The organism is Pseudoalteromonas sp. C2R02, from assembly GCF_018860845.1.
Taxonomy (GTDB): domain Bacteria; phylum Pseudomonadota; class Gammaproteobacteria; order Enterobacterales; family Alteromonadaceae; genus Pseudoalteromonas.
The window spans coordinates 91,529-110,746 of record NZ_JAHKQC010000041.1 but is presented as its reverse complement, the minus strand read 5'-3'; the positions used below and the strand labels follow the sequence as shown (position 1 = coordinate 110,746).

The 19,218-nt window shown below is 36.1% G+C and carries 16 protein-coding genes; 14 read left to right on the top strand and 2 right to left on the bottom strand.

Translation table 11 applies throughout. The features are described from left to right. The first annotated feature begins 747 nt into the window (after positions 1–747). The 6 genes from KO527_RS19945 (at position 748) to vioE (ending at position 10,007) form a co-directional block, all read left to right on the top strand. Positions 748–2,139 carry an MATE family efflux transporter gene (locus KO527_RS19945; RefSeq protein WP_216042015.1) on the top strand — a complete coding sequence of 464 codons (1,392 nt, stop codon included), beginning with the start codon at positions 748–750 and terminating at the stop codon, positions 2,137–2,139. Positions 2,140–2,624: 485 nt separating this feature from the next. Continuing rightward, positions 2,625–3,911 carry an FAD-dependent oxidoreductase gene (locus KO527_RS19940; RefSeq protein WP_216042014.1) on the top strand — a complete coding sequence of 429 codons (1,287 nt, stop codon included), beginning with the start codon at positions 2,625–2,627 and terminating at the stop codon, positions 3,909–3,911. A 38-nt stretch (positions 3,912–3,949) separates the two neighbouring features. Beyond that, complete coding sequence (gene vioB / locus KO527_RS19935; RefSeq protein ID WP_216042013.1) at positions 3,950–6,982, top strand: iminophenyl-pyruvate dimer synthase VioB; 3,033 nt, start codon at positions 3,950–3,952, stop codon at positions 6,980–6,982. Positions 6,983–6,984: 2 nt separating this feature from the next. Then, the gene (locus tag KO527_RS19930; RefSeq protein WP_216042012.1) at positions 6,985–8,274 is read left to right on the top strand and encodes an NAD(P)/FAD-dependent oxidoreductase; all 1,290 of its coding nucleotides are present in this window, start codon (positions 6,985–6,987) and stop codon (positions 8,272–8,274) included. Beyond that, positions 8,274–9,407 carry a tryptophan hydroxylase gene (locus KO527_RS19925; RefSeq protein ID WP_216042011.1) on the top strand — a complete coding sequence of 378 codons (1,134 nt, stop codon included), beginning with the start codon at positions 8,274–8,276 and terminating at the stop codon, positions 9,405–9,407. Before KO527_RS19930 ends, KO527_RS19925 begins: the two co-directional genes overlap by 1 nt. Beyond that, positions 9,408–10,007, top strand: a complete 600-nt coding sequence (gene vioE / locus KO527_RS19920) for a violacein biosynthesis enzyme VioE (RefSeq protein ID WP_216042010.1) — start codon at positions 9,408–9,410, stop codon at positions 10,005–10,007. 82 nt (positions 10,008–10,089) lie between these two features. Here vioE and trpS read toward each other — a convergent pair whose 3' ends face one another. Together trpS and KO527_RS19910 are read right to left on the bottom strand one after the other, a co-directional pair. Beyond that, entirely contained in the window at positions 10,090–11,088 is a 999-nt protein-coding gene (trpS, locus tag KO527_RS19915) for a tryptophan--tRNA ligase (RefSeq protein WP_216042009.1), read from the bottom strand. A gap of 244 nt (positions 11,089–11,332) precedes the next feature. Continuing rightward, positions 11,333–12,232 carry a LysR family transcriptional regulator gene (locus KO527_RS19910; RefSeq protein WP_216042008.1) on the bottom strand — a complete coding sequence of 300 codons (900 nt, stop codon included), beginning with the start codon at positions 12,230–12,232 and terminating at the stop codon, positions 11,333–11,335. 122 nt (positions 12,233–12,354) lie between these two features. On the opposite strand from KO527_RS19910, the gene KO527_RS19905 reads away from it, so the two are divergent. The 8 genes from KO527_RS19905 to KO527_RS19870 all read left to right on the top strand — a co-directional run bounded on the left by KO527_RS19905 (position 12,355) and on the right by KO527_RS19870 (position 19,218). Beyond that, on the top strand, positions 12,355–12,840 hold the full coding sequence (locus KO527_RS19905; protein ID WP_042149054.1) for a VOC family protein: 486 nt from the start codon (positions 12,355–12,357) through the stop codon (positions 12,838–12,840). A gap of 899 nt (positions 12,841–13,739) precedes the next feature. Next, entirely contained in the window at positions 13,740–14,210 is a 471-nt protein-coding gene (locus KO527_RS19900) for a Na+/H+ antiporter subunit E (protein ID WP_216042007.1), read from the top strand. Beyond that, complete coding sequence (locus KO527_RS19895) at positions 14,210–14,503, top strand: monovalent cation/H+ antiporter complex subunit F (protein ID WP_216042006.1); 294 nt, start codon at positions 14,210–14,212, stop codon at positions 14,501–14,503. Before KO527_RS19900 ends, KO527_RS19895 begins: the two co-directional genes overlap by 1 nt. Next, complete coding sequence (mnhG, locus tag KO527_RS19890) at positions 14,504–14,854, top strand: monovalent cation/H(+) antiporter subunit G (RefSeq protein ID WP_216042005.1); 351 nt, start codon at positions 14,504–14,506, stop codon at positions 14,852–14,854. After that, the gene (locus KO527_RS19885; protein ID WP_252733902.1) at positions 14,851–15,870 is read left to right on the top strand and encodes a DUF4040 domain-containing protein; all 1,020 of its coding nucleotides are present in this window, start codon (positions 14,851–14,853) and stop codon (positions 15,868–15,870) included. The genes mnhG and KO527_RS19885 overlap by 4 nt, the downstream gene beginning before the upstream one ends. Then, entirely contained in the window at positions 15,864–16,247 is a 384-nt protein-coding gene (locus KO527_RS19880) for a cation:proton antiporter subunit C (RefSeq protein WP_216042004.1), read from the top strand. Before KO527_RS19885 ends, KO527_RS19880 begins: the two co-directional genes overlap by 7 nt. Next, entirely contained in the window at positions 16,244–17,722 is a 1,479-nt protein-coding gene (locus tag KO527_RS19875; protein WP_216042003.1) for a monovalent cation/H+ antiporter subunit D family protein, read from the top strand. Before KO527_RS19880 ends, KO527_RS19875 begins: the two co-directional genes overlap by 4 nt. Beyond that, positions 17,719–19,218 carry a monovalent cation/H+ antiporter subunit D family protein gene (locus tag KO527_RS19870; protein ID WP_216042002.1) on the top strand — a complete coding sequence of 500 codons (1,500 nt, stop codon included), beginning with the start codon at positions 17,719–17,721 and terminating at the stop codon, positions 19,216–19,218. Before KO527_RS19875 ends, KO527_RS19870 begins: the two co-directional genes overlap by 4 nt.

Below are 19,218 nucleotides of genomic sequence, written 5' to 3'. Positions count from 1 at the left end.
GAGGATTTTGTAACAAAAAATTACACAATACAAATTTGGGCACAAGAAGACTGCAACCATATTTATTACAGACTATTTACAATACAAAAAAAGACCATAAATAAAACAATATCCCGATTACACTTTTGAAAATAGGCCTTTAATACACTTCATATCCTTGCAGCTATATGAATATAAAATCGATTAAACATCATTAAAATTCACGGTATATTATATAAAAAATCACTTTTACAGATTAAACATAAAAATATAAGCCTATAAAAAACAATTACGAGTGTTAAATAAATGTAGTGCGATGAATAATTTTAAAAGGTAGGTATTTATTTCAAATAACAGGTTTACTGTATAAAAAAAGAATAAGGTATCTCTAAAAATTACTTAAAAGTAATAAAAAATAATGAGAACAAGTAAATAAATGATTAATAAAACAACTTGTTTACAAAAAAAACATGAAAAGAACATATATCCCTCACCATGCTTTGTAAATAAATGTAAACAAGAGTCCAAAGTAGAATAAAAAATGCGGTGGTTGGAAATATTTACACTAAATTAAAGATGTAAAAATTAATAGATACCCAATTCTTAAGTTTTTATCAGTCTCCCGCTCAAGTTTAACAAACATTTTTGCATGTTTATTTTTATGTAGTGAAAGCAACAAATATAAAACCTCATAAAAAAGGGTGATACAAAACCATAACCATTTATTAGTAAACTAGCGCACATTGAATTAACCATTTTAGGTACAGAATGACCACTAACACCTTAGAGCTTGAAGATCAGCCAGAACAATTGCAGTCTCCTTTATTAACAGACACTGTTTTTAAACAATTCAGTTTTCTAGCTATTCCAGCTATTTTGGGAATGCTAATCAATGGTATGTATAGTTTTGTAGATGCTTTATTTATTTCTCAAGGGATTGGAGCTAATGCCATGGGAGCTGTTTCTGCTGTATTTCCAATTCAAATGTTTTTAATCTCAATTAGCACTATGATAGGTAGTGGAATGGCCTCTGTTGTTGCGCGTTATTTAGGTGCAAAAAGACAGCAAGATGCTGATACTGTTTTTTCAACTTCATTTTTATTGGCTGTCATAAGCGCGCTTATTTTTTGCCTATTAATTTATATAACGCGAGATGCTATTTATGAATTATTGGCAGTTCCTGTTGCATTACGCTTTGAAGCTAATAGCTACATTACCCCTATCATTATATTTTGGGTGATTGGTTTCATTAGCAACCAAATAACCGAGGGATTTCGCGCTTCAGGAAATCCAAAAGCGATGATGCAGGTACTATCAACAGCTTCAATTCTCAACATCATTTTAGATGCTTTGTTTATATTTATATTTGAATGGGGTATAGCTGGTGCTGCTTGGGCAACGATAATTGCAATTACTCTAGGTTTATTAATGGCTATGCAATTACAGAAAAAAGGGGAAAGCGCGGTAAGATTTAGCTGGAGTAAGCTTATTAGCCCAATAAAGTTTCACCTAAAAATATTAGGTTTAGGATTGCCTGTATTATTATCCCACGGTGGTTTTTCAGTGACGCTTGCAGTAACCGTTTATTCTATTTCAACTGTATTTATAGGTGTATCAGAGCCGTTAATCGCTGCACATGGCATATTAATAAGGTGCTTTATGTTCTTGTTTTTACCAATAATAGGCATGATGGTTGCCCTGCAAACCTTATCTGGATATAACTATGGCGCAGGTAAATACCATAGGGTAAAACAGGCTTACTTAGTCGCTATTGCAACGAGTACTATTTGGGGCGCAATTGTAACATTCATCTTATGCTTCAATTCAGACTGGTTACTTACCATGTTTACAGGTGATATAGAGGTTATTGAACTTGGTAGTGAGCTAGCACCAATTTGTTTTGCTGGATTCATTACAGCGAGTTTTTGTATGATGTCTAGTGGACTATTTCAAGGTTTAGGTCGAGCTTTACCGGCAACATTATTAGATGCAGCTAGAACCTATGTATTACTTTTACCATTGATGTACTTTTTACCAAGTCTGATTGGCGAACAAGGCGTTTGGTTTGCATTTCCTATCGCCGATTTAGCAGGAGGGCTATTTGCAGTTTCTTTTTCTTTATTTCATTTAAATAAACTAACAAAAGTAACGAAATACTAGATCGTCATAAAAGATTCATATTCCCACATTTATAAAAATACTCCTTTTCTCGATTGTCTTTTGTTTAAGGCAATCGAGATCTTTTAATGAAATAACACCTTCACTTCTTATACAACCTTCATTGTTAAACGCCGCAATATCAACTCATAACAATAAAAAGCACAATAAAAAACACAATAAAAAACAATGCAATAAATATTTAAAATCCGATGTAACATTAATATTAATTCAGGATAGATATATTTAAATAACTTTAAAGTTCAGGCTAATAAACTTATTTATATAGTCAAAAAAGTACCTTAGTTTTAATACTCAATAATCTCTTTTATATAAAGATACAAAAATAGTACTAATTACACCTCTCTATTCCCTATTATAGGAACATGTGTTAATTTACATTCGTTTACACGAGTACCTCTTTTGGGGTCTTGTATTTTACAGGGGTAAACAACAAGCCATTTAAAATTTTTCAGGGAACATGACATATGTCGAATCAAGAAAATACTATATCCATTGTAGGGGCTGGAGTTTCAGGGATTATGTGCGCGCTTACGCTCGCTAATTTCCATTTAGGTAGCAAAAAAGTAATTAAAGTTTTTGAACATAAAAAACGTGTCGGCGGCAGAGCGCATGCAATTAAAGTTCAAGAACAGTTTATTGATCTTGGGGCAGGTCGATTTTCACCACAACTTCATAAAAATATTAATGAATTGATAGCACATTTTAATATTGAACATGAAAGTTTTCCTTTTACACAATTAACACGACCACAAGAGCTTCATAGTGAATTAAAGGAGATTTTAAACAAATTAAAGCCTTTGTGTGCTGAACACAAAGATGAATCCTTTTTGGATTTTTTAACCTCTTATTTAGGTGAAGAACAAAGTAAAGATATTATTAATGCGCTTGGATATGATTCTTTATCCTTGCCATTTATCACCCCCAATATTGCTTACGATATTATTGAAAAGCACCCTGAGATCCAAGGGTTCTCTGATAACGCGGGATATACATGGCGAAACCTTAAGGCCGGATTTTGCACTTTACCTCAAATCTTATATAAAAAAGCAGTTGAATTAGGTGTTGAGTTTCATTTTGATTATGAGCTTATTACAATTGATACCCATACAAAAAAACCGGCTTTAACTTTAAAAAATAGTAATGATGAGATCATTAGAGTAACCCAAGGGGATATGATCGTCACATTGCCACCAACAGCAATGAGCAGGCTCAATTGTAACTTTCCGCAAGATTGGACCCATTATACTTATGGTTCTATTCCTCTCTTCAAAGGTTTTCTTTTCTACGATACACCATGGTGGCAAGAATTATCATTAACTGATCATGTCATCATCACCAATAACCCAATACGAAAGCTGTACTTTAAAGATAATAGATACATCTTTTTTTACACTGATAGTGAATACGCTAATTTCTGGCAAGAAACCAGTCAACATGGCGAAGAGCATTACTTAAAAACAGTAAAAGAATTAATGGCTGAAGCAATTCAGTGCCACATAGATCAAATTCCAGATCCAATTGAACAGACTCATAAATATTGGATACATGGTGTTGAATTTTCCAAAGAGTGTAGTCCAACCCACCCTCTGAGTTTTGTACACAAAAAAAGTAAAATAATTTCCGCTTCTGATGCTTATACACCCCACTGTGGCTGGATGGAAGGAGGCATTATGGCTGGTAAAAGTGCGGCCTTAAAACTTCTAAAACGGATTGAAGCTGAAGAAGAAAGCATGACCGATAATCATGAATAAAAGTTAAAGAAAATGATAAAAATAGGAAATTACATAAAATGAGTATTCTCGATTTTCCACGAGTTCATTTTAAAGGTGTGGCGCGTGTTAACGTGCCAACAGCAAACAGAAATATCAATAATACACTCGATATAGCAACAAATACTGTTTTACAAAATGGTGCAGCTTTTGATTTAAAACAACATCCAAGTAAATGTCATGAATATTTAAAATCTTTTGAACCTAAATTCAATGCACAAGGTCAAGAAGATAAAGCAGGACAATTTAATCATGTAACTGGTTATAACATGATAGGTAATAACCATTTTTCTTGGGAGAATACTTTTGTCACGTCGGTTCAATTAAAACATGGCTGTTACCAAACAGATGATCCACTGGTAGGTAGTAAATTGACATTATGGGGTCATTATAATGAGTATTTAAGGACATCTTTTAATCGTGCTCGGTGGGTTGATAACGATCCAACTCGGCGAGATTCGGCATTAATATATGCTGGGCAATTAACGATTAGTGATGGAGATGCGAGTGCGAATACCGCGCATATATTATCTTCAGATATAGATTGCACTCACGGTGTGCGCTGGCTAAACCCAGGGTACATTGTTAATAAGCCAAAACATTTCATGCAAGACGAAATGGCTGAAGCAAGGTTATTTCAATTTTCAGTGAGTAAAGACAATGAAAACTTTATATTTAATCAGCTTAATATTGATTCAGCATTCTTAGAGCAGTTAAAGATTACACTTGAAGATCCTGAGGTACTAGGCTTAACAGTTCAGTACTGTATTTCTAATTTATCTCCCCCCAGCCAACCAGATACCCCCGTATTTTGTGATTTACAGGGCACTATCAGTGTGTGGCGTAAACAAGATATGGCAACCAGCCCTACTGGCAGGATCCTACAACCAGATGATGCCTCTCAATTTTCACCAATAGCGGTAAAAATAAAGGGTAATTGGGTCAGTTTTAATATGCCCATTAGCATTCCATATCAAAGTTATGCTGAGGCGTTGCCAGTTCAAAGTGGTATGCCGCCAAAACTAACCCATAAAGCCGCTCTTGGTGATTTAATATTAAAATCAGATTCAGGAAAAACGCTCGCTGTTTTACCTGAATCAGTATACCAACAAGGCAATAACAGTACTGGTGTATTTGATGTGCCTTTACTCGTTAATGATGTGCAACTAGAAACGCAATCACTCAGTTTACAGTCAAATCAGCACAACTGGCATGAAACTGATTGGCACATACAAGCTGAACAGCACATCATCGCAATTGAATCGGCAAATCCTAAATCTGATTATAAAAGTACACAAGCTATCGATGTATTTAGTTATTTCAGAGGTAAACCCCACCCTATTAATAAATTAATTCCTAATATAACAACGCCTAAAAATTTACGGTGTGATGTTTATATCGAAACTGATAAAAGTGGTAGAGGTCAACTCAATATTGAAAGCTTAGCGCCTGGTAGCGGTGAATTGTTCTTAGGTGAGCACCATAGCCCAGTACAAGTTCGCATACTCAGTGATGATTGGGCTTTACTCGATGTCGCAGATGAAAATGTAGATTATGATTTCCTTTACCATAATGTAATGGGCTATTACGAACTACTTTATCCTTTTATGGCTGACAAAGTATTCAGTATGGCCGATAAGTGTAAATGTGAGACTTATGCCCGTTTAATGTGGCAAATGTGTGATCCTAAAAACCGCGACAAAAGTTATTACATGCCTAGTACTAGAGAAATGTCCTCGGTTAAGTCACATTTATTTCTGAAATATTTAAGTAATGTTGAGCAATCAGCAATGCCTAAAGAGCTACCGCCATTAGAGCCCCAGTTTTATGCACAAGGTAGTATTAAAAATAAAGAACAGTTAATAACTAAGCTACGTGATGCGGTAGATTTAGAGTTATCGATTATGTTGCAATACCTTTATAGCGCCTATTCGTTACCTACCTATGCTGCTGGAGAGCAATACGTAAAATCAAAACGTTGGACACAAGCTCAGTTAGAGTTAGTTAACGGTTCAAAGGAAAGGCGAAAAAACAGTGGTTGGCGAGGTGCTATTTTAGAGATCGCCCATGAAGAAATGATACATTATTTGGTCATCAATAATATCTTGATGTCTCTAGGTGAGTCTTTCTACCCTGGCGAACCTGTTTTTGCACAAGCCGCCAAAGAGAAGTTTGGCTTAGATACTGAATTTTCTTTTGAGCCTTTTTCAGAGCATATTATTGCTAAGTTTGTCCGCTTTGAATGGCCTCATTTCTTTCCTTCTGTTGGTAAGTCGATAGCCGATTTTTATAACGAAATTCGTATTGCTATCACCGAAATACCTGACTTATATACTCAAGACATGAATAAGCAAGGTGGTGAACATCACTTATTTTTAAACGAAATAATAAACCGTGCTTATCCTAATTATCAGTTTGAAGTTTATGATAAAGAGACTGCATTATTTGCGATCGACTTTGTTACCGAGCAAGGTGAAGGCGCTAGTGCTGATTCTCCACAATTTGAACATAGCCATTTTAATCGCTTAAGATCTATATCTAAAAACCTCACTCTTAGCGATATCCCTTTTGAACCTGCTTACCCCGTTTTAAAAAACCCTGTGATAAGTCAGCGAGCAGGATGCAATGTTGTTACAAACCCGAATGCCAGAGCTTTAATGACGCTTTATCAAGGTTGTCATGAACTGATGTTTAAAATGATGATGCAACATTTTGCACAAACTTCAAAAGGAAGCATGCGTCGATCACGATTAATGAATGCCGCTATAGATTTAATGACAGGTATTTTAAGACCTTTATCAGTGCATATTATGACTTTACCGTCTGGAACAGCGGGCCGTAATGCAGGTCCACCACTGCCTCAAGCTATTCAATTTAAAGCGACATCAAATTACGAAAAAGGCTGCCTTGCATTAGCGCAAGCGTGTAAAGAACTTGCGGAAACAGCCAAAGATATAAAAGTAACCCCACCAGAAACACAAATAGAATTACTTGAGTTTTATCAAAAACAAATGACAGAACTCGCAACAAATAAATTATCAAGGGAAGGTTAATAATGAAAAAAATAATCCTTGTTGGCGGCGGTCTAGCTGGCAGTCTTACAGCAATATTTTTAGCGAGAAAAGGACTCGAAATTCATGTTATTGAAAAGCGAGGAAATCCTTTACTCGATCAAAGTGATTACATAGACCAAGTTAGCTCCAGAGCAATTGGTGTGAGTATGACTGTTCGTGGCATAGAGGCAGTTGTAGAAGCTGGCATTCCACTTAAAGAGCTTCAAGCCTGTGGTATAGAAGTATCAGGTATGTCTTTATTTGTTGCCGGTAAAAATAAAATAAGAGAACTCCCTCCATTAGATAAATTAAAACCGCTATCACTCAGTCGCAGTGCTTTTCAGTTATTACTCAACAAATATGCAGAAAAAGCAGGCGTTAATTACCATTACAACCAGCGCTGCATTGAAGTTAATTTAGATAAATGTCACCTGTTAACTAAAGATTTAAATGATAATTTTATTGAGCACTCAGGTGACTTATTAATTGGTGCGGATGGCGCACGCTCTTGTGTAAGAGATGCCATGCAAACTCACTGTCGACGATTTGAATTTGAGCAAACATTTTTTAAACATGGGTATAAAACCTTAGTTATTCCAGATGCTAAAAAAGTCGGCTTAAGGCCTGACCTTTTACACTTTTTTGGCATGGACTCTCATGGTCAATTTGCAGGTAGGGCAGCAACGATCCCTGATGGCAGTATCAGCTTCGCGGTTTGCCTACCCTTTAAAGGAAAAGTAAGTCTACATACAGATAATAAAGTCGCCATGCGAGAATTTTTTGATCGATATTACTCTATGGTACCTAAACATATTCGCCAAGAGTTACTAGAACAATTTATGGTTAAGCCGAGTAATGATCTTATTAATGTGCGCTCATCTACTTTTCACTATAAAGATAAAGCCTTACTGATTGGCGACTCAGCACATGCAACAGCGCCATTTTTAGGTCAAGGCATGAATATGGCCCTTGAAGACGCTCATGTTTTATCATGCTTATTTGATAAATATGATGCTAATTTAAGTAAAATTTTACCTGACTTTACTACCTTACGAAAAGTAGAAGCCGATGCGATGCAAGACATGGCAAGAGCAAATTATGAAGTATTAAGTTGTTCAAACCCTATTTTCTTCTTAAGAGCCAGATATTTACGTTATATGGGTCAAAAACTTCCAAAACTTTACCCGCCAGATATGGCAGAGAAATTATATTTCACTTCAATGAAATACAGCAAAATTAGACACTTTCAACAAAAACAAAATGTTTGGTACAAAATAGGGAGATTAAATTAATGAATATTCTTGTGATCGGTGCAGGTCCAGCAGGTCTTATGTTTTCTAGTCAAATCAAAAAACTAAATCCAGATTGGAATATCAATATAATAGAAAAAAATAATCAAGATGAAAGTGTTGGCTGGGGTGTTGTTTTGCCAGGAAGAGCACCACATCATCCTGCTAATCCGCTGTCATATTTGTCTAATCATGAAACATTAGATGCGCAATACATAGAAGAGTTTAAGCTTACACATCATAATGACTCAGCCTTAACTAAAACGGGCGTCACTTTATGTGGTGCCGAGCGTAAATCTATGGTGCATGAACTTCGTCAATTATGTATTGGTTTAGGTATTTCGATTGAATATGAAAAACCGGCATCAGAACTCGTTGACCTACAATGTAACAAATATGATTTAGTTGTTGTTTCAAATGGTATTAATCATACATCAACGTACTATAAAGAAGCATTAAAGCCTAAAGTTGAATTCGGTAAAAATCGTTATATGTGGTACGGGACGACTAAAAAGTTTGATGAAATGAATTTAATTTTCAAAGCAAAAGCTAAAGGTATTTTTGTTGCTCACTGTTATAAATATTCCAGTAATATGAGTACTTTTGTTGTTGAATGTAGTGAAGAAACGTATATAAATTCAGGTCTTGATGAAATGTCGACTCAAGATGCCGAAGCCTTTATTGCTTCAGTATTTAAAGAAGAGTTAGACGGTCAAACTGTCATATCACCAAAAGGGCTCAAATGGCGTAACTTCATGACATTGAGTCATGAACAAGCCTATAGCGATAATATTGTTTTACTAGGTGATGCACTGCAATCAGGTCACTTTTCTATTGGCCATGGTACGACTATGGCGGTAGTTGGTGCACAAATATTAGTTAAATCAGTTTACGATCATAGTGATAATATTGCCACGGCGTTAGAAGATTTTAACCAAAATGTGATGCCTGTCATGCAATTGTTTGATCAACATGCAAGTACTAGTCGATTATGGTTTGAAAGCGTAGAAGACCGCATGCATTTATCAACTCCTGAGCTAGCACAAAGCTTTGCGACGCGCAGAAATCAATTACCTCCTCTACCGCCAGCGTTAGGACAAGCACTTGAAAAAGCTTTAGCACGAGGAGAAAAGTAAATGCAGTTTAATAAAATAACAAAAGTCGCTCCTTTACTACCTGAACAATGGAGTAGCAGTTACATTTCATATTGGATTCCTATGCAGCCTGACGATGATATTACTTCAGGATACTGTTGGTTCGATTATAAAAAAAATGTTTGTCGCATTGATGGTTTATTTAACCCTTGGTCTGAGAAAAAAACGGGTCACAGATTATGGATGTCTGAAATCATGTACCCCTGTACTGATGAATCATTTAAATCTAAAGTGTCATATACGCGGGACGATATGACAAAGACTTCTGAATTTGAAGCAGCAGTATTAAATGATGAAATAGATCCTTGTCATGAACTGATACTCTCGCAAGATGTATTAATAACATGCAATGCACAATATATTGGTACATCTAATATTCTAGGTCATGAAGTTGATGAATGGTTTTTTCAACGTCCTAATGGCAAAGGACCTGCTACTTATTACTTTATAAGTGATACCAATCACTTAGTACGTATGATAACCGGAGATCCAAAAGTACAGGCGTCTGTACGAGATTTTCCTAACTTCAATACCTATAAAATTGGTCAGAAAATATTTCAGCCTGAACCCTTAAATAAATAAGGTTCAATTTGGGAGTGAGGAAAGCCATTATAAAAGCAAATTTTATAATGGCTATTTTAAAACTAAAAAGCGCAGCTTGCTTTCAAAATAAGCTTAATCCAAAAGCTGATTTAACACGCTGAGAAACAGCCTGTGTTTGTTGGTTTGCCAGCTCAGTGCCAGATTTAAGAATAGAAATGAGTTCTGCTTTATCAGCCAAGTAACGCTCTCTCTTAGCTCTGATCGGTGTGATTAAATTAATTAAACAATCACTTAAAATACCTTTTAATTTACTGTCCCCTAACCCACCAGATGCATAATGATTTTTGAGCTGTGCGATATAGGTTTTATCTTCATGAAAAGCATCTAAATAAGTAAATACAACATTACCTTCTACTTGCCCAGGATCGTCTACTCTTAAGTGATTTGGATCGGTATACATAGCACGAACAGCTTTTACTATCATGTCATCACTACTACCAAAAGTAATCACATTACCCAGTGATTTAGACATTTTAGCTTTACCATCTACACCCGGTAATCTAGGTGTATCACTCAATAATGGTTTCGCTTCAATTAAAACAGGCTGCTGTGCAATATTGTTTAATTTTCTTACTATTTCATTGGTAATTTCTATCATAGGTAACTGGTCGTCGCCAACAGGCACTAAAGTCGCATCAAAAGCTGTAATATCGGCAGCTTGGCTAATTGGGTAACTAAAAAAACCAGCAGGAATAGAGCTACCAAATTGCTTACTGGCAATTTCAGCTTTAACGGTTGGATTTCTTTCTAAACGTGAAACAGATACCAAGTTTGCATAAAACATGGCAAGTTCAGATAATGCAGGTAAAGCTGATTGCAAACAAATAGTAGTTTTTGTAGGACAAATACCAACAGCAAGATAATCAGCCAAAACATTTAAAATATTACCCGACACTTTTTGTGGGTTATGACCGTTATCAGTAAGGCCTTGTAAATCAGCGATTAAGATTGTTTGTGAATACTGGTTTTGTAATTCAATTCTATTTTTTAACGAACCAACATAATGGCCTAAATGAAGTGGTCCTGTAGGTCTGTCACCTGTTAAAATTTTATGAGTCATGTGTATTTCCTTCAATTTAAAATAAGCGACCGAAAGAAATAGTATGATATTCAACTGTTACCTTTCGGCAGCCGTTGAACAAATAGATTCAAGTGCCGCTCTAAAAAGAGCGCCACCAGCAAATTTGTGAGATATAACAAAGTATTTTCATAGGATTAAACTAACACTTGATACAATTATAAACAACCACTTTGTACCCAATTTAAGTTAAATCTATATATTCGAGCAAAGAGTCTTTATCTCATTACCTTTTGACTACATCCAAATGCTTTTTCAATATCGACTTCACAACTTCAAAGCGCGCAGGTAGTGCTCTATTTCTCTTTTTGACCATATATAGGGTTTGCATTACGGGCTGCTTTAGAGAAAGTATCTGTAACCTTTCTGGTGTTTGAAAAGTATCTATGGCACTTTTTGGCAAAACAGTAAAACCTAACCCTTTTGCTACAGGCTCTAGTATTTGGCTGATTTGATTGACATAGCCACTAACAGGTATTTCTTCAATGTTTAAATGTGTAAGAACTGACTCCTGACTTTGTGCAAAATAAAGAGATAAATAAAGCTCTGCATCTGGATGATCAATAAGACCAAGTTGAGTAAGTAAATTATCACTATTATTATTGGCTTCAATATTGGACGGCAGCACTAAACACAGTTGTTCCAAGCCGATTTCAGTCACATCAAATAAACCCTGATTTGGCATATCAGTGATAATACCTAAATCTATTATTCCCGTTTGTATTTCATTTAATATCTGATGATTAGGGGCTGCTTTTAGCTTAAGAACGAGCCTAGGGTGTAGAACTTGTAAGTCCAATAAATTAGGATAAAGCATTAAGGCAAGTGCACCAGAACAAGCTAAAGTACAACAACCAGAAAACGGATTATCAAAAGCTAACCGCGCTAATAACGCTTGTTCATTTTCTACTAGATCTAATGCGTATTGGTAAACTAAACGCCCTTGCTCTGTTAATTCAAAGCTTTTTTTATCTCGCGCTATAAGTGAGTACCCACTTTCAATTTCAAGCTTTCTAATATGTTGACTCACACCTGGTTGAGTCATAAAAAGCTTTTCTGCCGTTTGTGTAAAATGCCCAGTATCAACTAAGATCACAAAAGTCTTTAACCAAATAGGATTTAACATGCCAAACATCATAATAAAAAATTATTATTATGATTATAATTGATAATTTTAAATAATAAAGATAACGCCATACACTTGCTTCATCAAATGAGAAATGGATAAAAAAGTATTAGGAGCAAGTTATGAAAATGAATCACATAGGCATTATGGTTGGTGAAATGGACAAAGCTGTTGAGTTTTATACTCAAGTGCTTGGTCTTAAAATAGTTATGAACAATACTAAAGTACAAGAAGAACGTGAAACTGCAATTGGCCGAATGTGCATTGCCGTTTTTGGCGAAGGATTTAAAGGTTTTAACATTGCGCATTTAGTAACAACAGACGGAATCGGTGTTGAATTATTTGAAATGAAAGAACGTGCCCAACGACATGATCTTGATTTTTCGCGACTGGGTATTTTTCATTTTTGTCTGCAAACAGATGATTTTGAAACTGTAATGCAAAAAACTGAAGAATATGGCGGTAAAGTAAGAATGGACGTAATGCGCTATCACCCAGAAGATGATTCAAAACCCGCTAAAATGGTTTATTTAGAAGACCCTTTTGGTAATTTATTTGAACTCTACTCACATACATATGAAGAAACCTACGCTGCTGATTATGAGTAATATTTAAGAAAATTTTTATTGTATTAACTCTTAGGTTAATACAATAAAAAAGGGATTTAGATATGACTATAAATTAAAAAAAACCTAAACAACTCATTAAACTGAACCACTGATAGTAAACTTAGCCCTCCTTCTTGGCATATCAATCGAATACGCTTACTCCTTTTTAACACTCGCGATAATAATTAAAATTTATTCCTTTTTAATCAAATAATTTAATCCCTATTTTCTCTTCGAAATTCGCAAGCTCATCACTTATGGTTTTTGGTGTTAAATTGCGCCTTCACTGGCTTTAGCGATGTTATCTAAGGTAATGACAACATATAAATAAAAAATATGGTTGTAATTTAGTCAACCCATATAATTAAAAAACGTCACTTTTTTGATGAAAAAAAATACGATTTGAATTTACCATTAACAAAAAATGAGCTATAAGTAATGAATATTTATAAATAATATTTTTATATAAGCAATATTTTTAAACAGTATTTATACATCTTTTCCTGTTATTTTTCGCGATATTTATGATATCGAATTTTGCTAATCGGACAAGACCTATACTGATAATACCAAGAAAGTAAGTCTAAAAATGTAGGTAAGTATTCAATCCTTCGGGGTTAATATTAACGGTGGTTTAAAAACGAAAATTAAAGGCTACTGCTCGCATTTTCGAGCGTTGACGCGTATATCACCAAATTTTCCATAAAACTCACTAATGTTCTCAATGCAAAGTTTAATAACACGCATTGTCGACTAACGTTAGAAATTGTTAACTAAGGAGAGATTGTTATCGAAAACATGCAAATGGATCTTGAATATGTAATAAATAGTGTATTGCAAAGAGCAAGTCGCATGATTAAACAATCAACTTTCCCTCATGAACAGCCCAGGGTTTATCAATGAAACATACCATTAGTTTATTTCTGACTTTAGTCGCATTTTGGCTACTTAATTCAGGCCATTACAGTCTGTTAATCTCATCTCTTGGTTTCGTGTCTATCGCGTTAGTTTTAGTCATTACTCATAAAATGGATGTCGTTGATAATGAGTCACAACCAGTCTATTTATCAACCAAAATATTTGGCTACTATATGTGGTTAATCAAAGAGATTATTAAAGCCAATATCACTGTCGTAAAACATATTTGGCTAGGTGTAAATAGTATTTCACCAACACTGAAAACAATTAAAATCAGCCAGAAAACAGACATGGGAAAAGTTATCTATGCTAATTCAATTACCTTAACGCCAGGTACAGTCGCAATCGATTTAGTAGATAACGAAATTACCGTACACGCCTTAGTTTATAAGGATATTGAGGCTTTAGAAACCGGTGAAATGGATCGCCGAGTAACTTTATTGGAACGCTAATGTTAATTGCAGCCACACTTGCTATTTTTGTCGCCATGATTTTAGCAATTATTAGAGGAATTGCTGGGCCGACACTGTATGACCGTATTTTAGCGGTTAATATGTTTGGCACTAAAACAGTGCTACTTATCGCTTTATTGGGATTTGTAATGGGCAGGCCTGAATTTTTAGATATTGCCATAGTGTATGCACTGATCAACTTTATTAGTGTCATTGGGGTATTGCGTTACTCGGATACACATCAATTTAAACATACACCTAACGATAACGAATCTATAAAGAAGGATGTTTAAATGGAGATTGTAATAACGATTAGTAGTGGTTTTTTTATACTCCTTGGTAGCTTTCTTTGTATTTCAGGTGGTGTTGGATTGTTGCGTTTCCCTGATTTTTATACCCGTATGCATGCCGTTGGTGTGACAGATACATTAGGCGCTGGCATGATTTTGGTCGGGCTTATGATACTGAGTACTGATCTTTTAGTCTTTGCCAAATTAGTGATGGTATTGCTTTTAACCTTGTTAGTTGGCCCTACTGCCAGTCATGTCTTAGCCAAATCCGCTTTTCATAATGGTGTCATACCTAAAGGTTCAAGCAACCTTAGCCAAGATAAAGAAAAGGAGAATAACTCATCGATTATTTGATTGATATCGTATTATTAACCTTCTTGATTATTATCGCCGTTGCGATAATTCGCACGAAAGATTCCTTTGCCGTTGTTATGCTCGCTGGTATTTATGGACTTTTATCTGCAAGCTTTTTTGTTGCTATGGATGCAGTTGATGTTGCTTTTACTGAAGCTGCTGTGGGGGCTGGTATATCAACCTTACTCATGTTGGTTGTTATCTCGATGACAGGGCGTAAAGAAAAGCCAACTCGACACAAACCACTACCAGCACTTTTTATTGTAATTATAACAGGTGGACTACTCATCTACGGCACATTAGATATGCCTCATTTTGGCTCCGAAGACGCTCCGATTCATAACCACACATCACCTCGTTATATCAATGATTCGATGCAGGAAATCGGAATACCTAATATTGTCACATCAGTGCTTGCCAGTTATAGAGCATTTGACACTTTTGGTGAGGTGGTTGTTATTTTTACTGCAGGTATCGGCGTGCTAACACTGCTATCTATTGGTCGCGCTAAAGAGAATGATGATGAAATTGAGTCAATCAATGATTCTATGCATCGACAGCACCTTGTTATTCGTATTGTTGCTAAGATGCTCATTCCTTTTATTTTCTTGTTTGCTCTTTATGTTCAATTCCATGGTGATTTTGGTCCTGGTGGTGGTTTTCAAGCAGGTGTTATCTTTGCTTCCGCTATTATTTTATATGCGATGCTTTTTGGGTTGGTTACTGCACGTAAAGTCATTAATCAAACCTTTATTCAATTCATTGCGGCACTGGGAGTATTGATCTATGGCAGTGTGGGTATTGTATCTTTGATGAATGGAGGGAACTTCCTTGATTACAATGTGTTATCAAGCAACCCCATTACAGGCCAACACTTAGGTATTTTAATAATTGAATGGGGAGTGGGATGTACTGTTGCCTCGGTAATGGTCGTTATCTTTTTCAACTTCGCAGGTCGCAGAGAGCGCAAACAACATAAAAAGCCACCTCAAGATAAGGAATCATCCATATGTTAATAGGTCTTTTTAATCATTGGATTGTGATAATTTTGATGATGATTGGGCTCTACATTGTGATTGCTCACGGTAACTTAATAAAAAAAATAATAGGCTTAACTATTTTTCAAACTTCGGTATTTATTTTTTATATTAGTATCGCTAAAGTTGACGGCGGAACCGCTCCGATTTTAGCTGATGGCATAACGCAATACTCAAACCCTTTACCTCATGTTCTTATTCTGACAGCCATTGTTGTTGGCATTGCGACCACGGCGTTAGGTTTATCATTAGTTGTTCGCATTAAAGAAAGCTATCACTCAATTGAAGAAGAAGAAATTCAACAGCAGGACAATGAAGAACAGCAGTCTAGGAGTAAAGCGGAGGAAAGCGCGTGATTACACACCTTCCTATTTTACAAGTTATCGTACCGTTAATGTCAGCACCTATTTGTTTACTGTTAAATCGCGCTAAATTGGTATGGCTGTTTTCTCTCCTAGCTAGTGGTTTAGCATTTATAATAAGCATTTTGTTATTACAACAAGTAATGATATCTGGTGTGATTAGCTACGAATTAGGTGGCTGGCAAGCGCCATGGGGAATAGAGTATCGCATTGATAAACTTAATGCTTTTTTACTGTTAATTATTTCAGGTATCAGTACGGTCGTTTTAGTTGCAGCCCAAACCAGCATTGAAAAAGAAATCCCCAAAGATAAACACTCTTATTTTTATGTTTTATATCTACTCTCTCTCACTGGCATGTTGGGTATTGTTGCCACTGGCGATGCCTTTAATGTTTTTGTGTTTTTAGAAATATCATCGCTATCTGCTTATGCCTTAATCGCTATGGGTCAAAAGAGACAAGCGCTTTGGGCTTCGTATCAATATTTGATCATGGGAACCATAGGCGCCACCTTTATTTTAATTGCGATTGGTTTGATGTATCAAATGACAGGTACGCTAAATATGGCAGACTTGTCACAACGTTTACCTGAAGTCGCACAAACGCGTACCGTATTTGTTTCCTTTACTTTTTTGATTGTGGGTGTATGTTTGAAATTAGCAATGTTTCCACTGCATTTGTGGTTACCTAATGCTTATGCCTATGCCCCTTCTATCGTAACGGCTTTTTTTGCTGCCACCGCAACCAAAGTAGCAGTCTATTTATTGATTCGATTTACTTTTTCAGTATTTGGCTTCTCATTTTCTTTCACAACGATTCCATTACAAACATTATTTATGGCACTTGGGTTGATTGGTATTTTTATCGCTTCGACTACGGCTATTTATCAAAACAATGTTAAACATATTTTTGCCTATTCAAGCATCGCTCAAATTGGTTATATGATTGTAGGTTTTAGTTTAAGTACAGCAGCAGGATTAACTGCAACCTTATTGCACATGTTCAATCACGCGTTAATGAAAGGTGCGATATTTTTAGCTTTAGCCGCGGTTATTTATAGAGTAGGCAATGTAGAACTCAATAATTTACGCGGTTTAGGACGTCAGATGCCGTTGACGATGGCGGCAATTGTTCTTGGTGGCTTAAGTTTAATTGGCGTGCCTTTAACAGTTGGCTTTGTGAGTAAATGGTATTTACTTACTGCATTAGTTGAACAAGGATGGTGGCCTGTTGCCGTGCTCATTCTTCTAGGGTCAATGCTAGCGGTTGTGTATGTTTGGAGAGTAGTAGAAATTGCTTATTTCAAAGCGCCTTTAGATGAAAATATAAAAGTAAAAGAAGCACCGATGAGTTTTCTTATCCCGATATGGACACTTGTCATCGCCAATATTTATTTTGGCATTGATACTCGACTGAGTGTGCAGGTAGCCCAAGGCGCCGCTCAAAGCTTGTTTGGAGTATCACCATGAATCTTTCTTTAGAGCTGATGCTGCAACTGTGTATTATCATTCCTTTCTTAGCAACATTCGCGATTGTTGCATCAAGACGTTATCCAAACCTGCGAGAAAGTGTCACGCTTTCAACCAGCCTAGTGTTAATTTTTTTAGTCGTGACTTTATATCAAGGTTTATCTTCAGGAAAATCTATCAGCGTTTATTGGTGGGAGCTTTTACCCGGTTTAACGATTAGTTTTGATATTGAACCGCTGGGTATGTTGTTCGCATTAGTTGCAAGTTTCCTCTGGTTGGTGACTACGTGTTACTCCATTGGCTATATGCGCAGCCATCAAGAAAAAAATCAAACACGTTTTTATGTGTGTTTCGCCGTTGCGATTGGTGCGGTGATGGGACTTGCATTTTCAGCAAACCTTTTTACTTTGTTTATATTTTATGAAGTACTGACTCTATCGACTTACCCCTTAGTAACACACGCAGGTACTGAAAAAGCAAAAAAAGGTGGCCGAATCTATCTAGGGATTTTACTGACGACATCAATCGTTTTCTTCCTGCTGGCGATTGTCAGTACTTGGCTTGTAGCTGGTACTTTAGACTTTAAGCCCGGTGGTATATTTGCTGATGATGTTGATAAAATAACTGCTAGCATCATATTGGTATTGTTCATTTTTGGCATTGGTAAAGCCGCCATCATGCCTTTTCATCGCTGGCTACCTGCCGCGATGGTTGCACCAACGCCAGTGAGTTCGCTTTTGCATGCGGTGGCCGTTGTAAAGGCGGGTGTATTTACGGTATTAAAAGTCTGTACCTTTATTTTTGGCTTAGATTTATTGGCCCAATTACCCTCCACACAATTTTTACTATATCTAGCAGGGTTTTCTGTATTGATTGCCTCCCTCATTGCCATGAGACAAGACAATTTGAAAGCAAGGTTAGCTTACTCAACTGTTAGTCAATTAGGTTATATAACTATAGGTGCACTATTAGCAACCTCTTCGGGTGTCATTGGTAGCGCTATGCATATTGCTATGCATGCTTTTGGCAAAATAACCTTGTTCTTTTGTGCTGGGGCCATTTTAGTGGCAGCACATAAGTCAAAAATTAGTGAAATGCATGGTCTTGGTAGGCAAATGCCATTTACCATGGCTGCGTTTTTTATCGCCACGCTCAGTATTATTGGCTTACCACCTACAGGCGGAGTATGGAGTAAGTGGTATTTATTGATGGGCACCCTTGAAACAGAACAATTTATAATGATGACTGTTTTAATGATTAGTTCCCTGCTCAACATTGCCTATTTATTACCGATACCTTTTCACGCTTTTTTCCCTAAGAATTCAAACAATAATGATCAATTTCCAGATAGCGCTTTAACTCAGGTTAAGATAAAAGAAGCACCTATACCTTCATTAATTGCGATAGGTATTGCCACCTTAGGCTGCTTGATCCTCTTTATCTACCCACAAGCGCTTTATGAGTTAGCTGCGGCCGTACTCGAACAAGAGAAATAA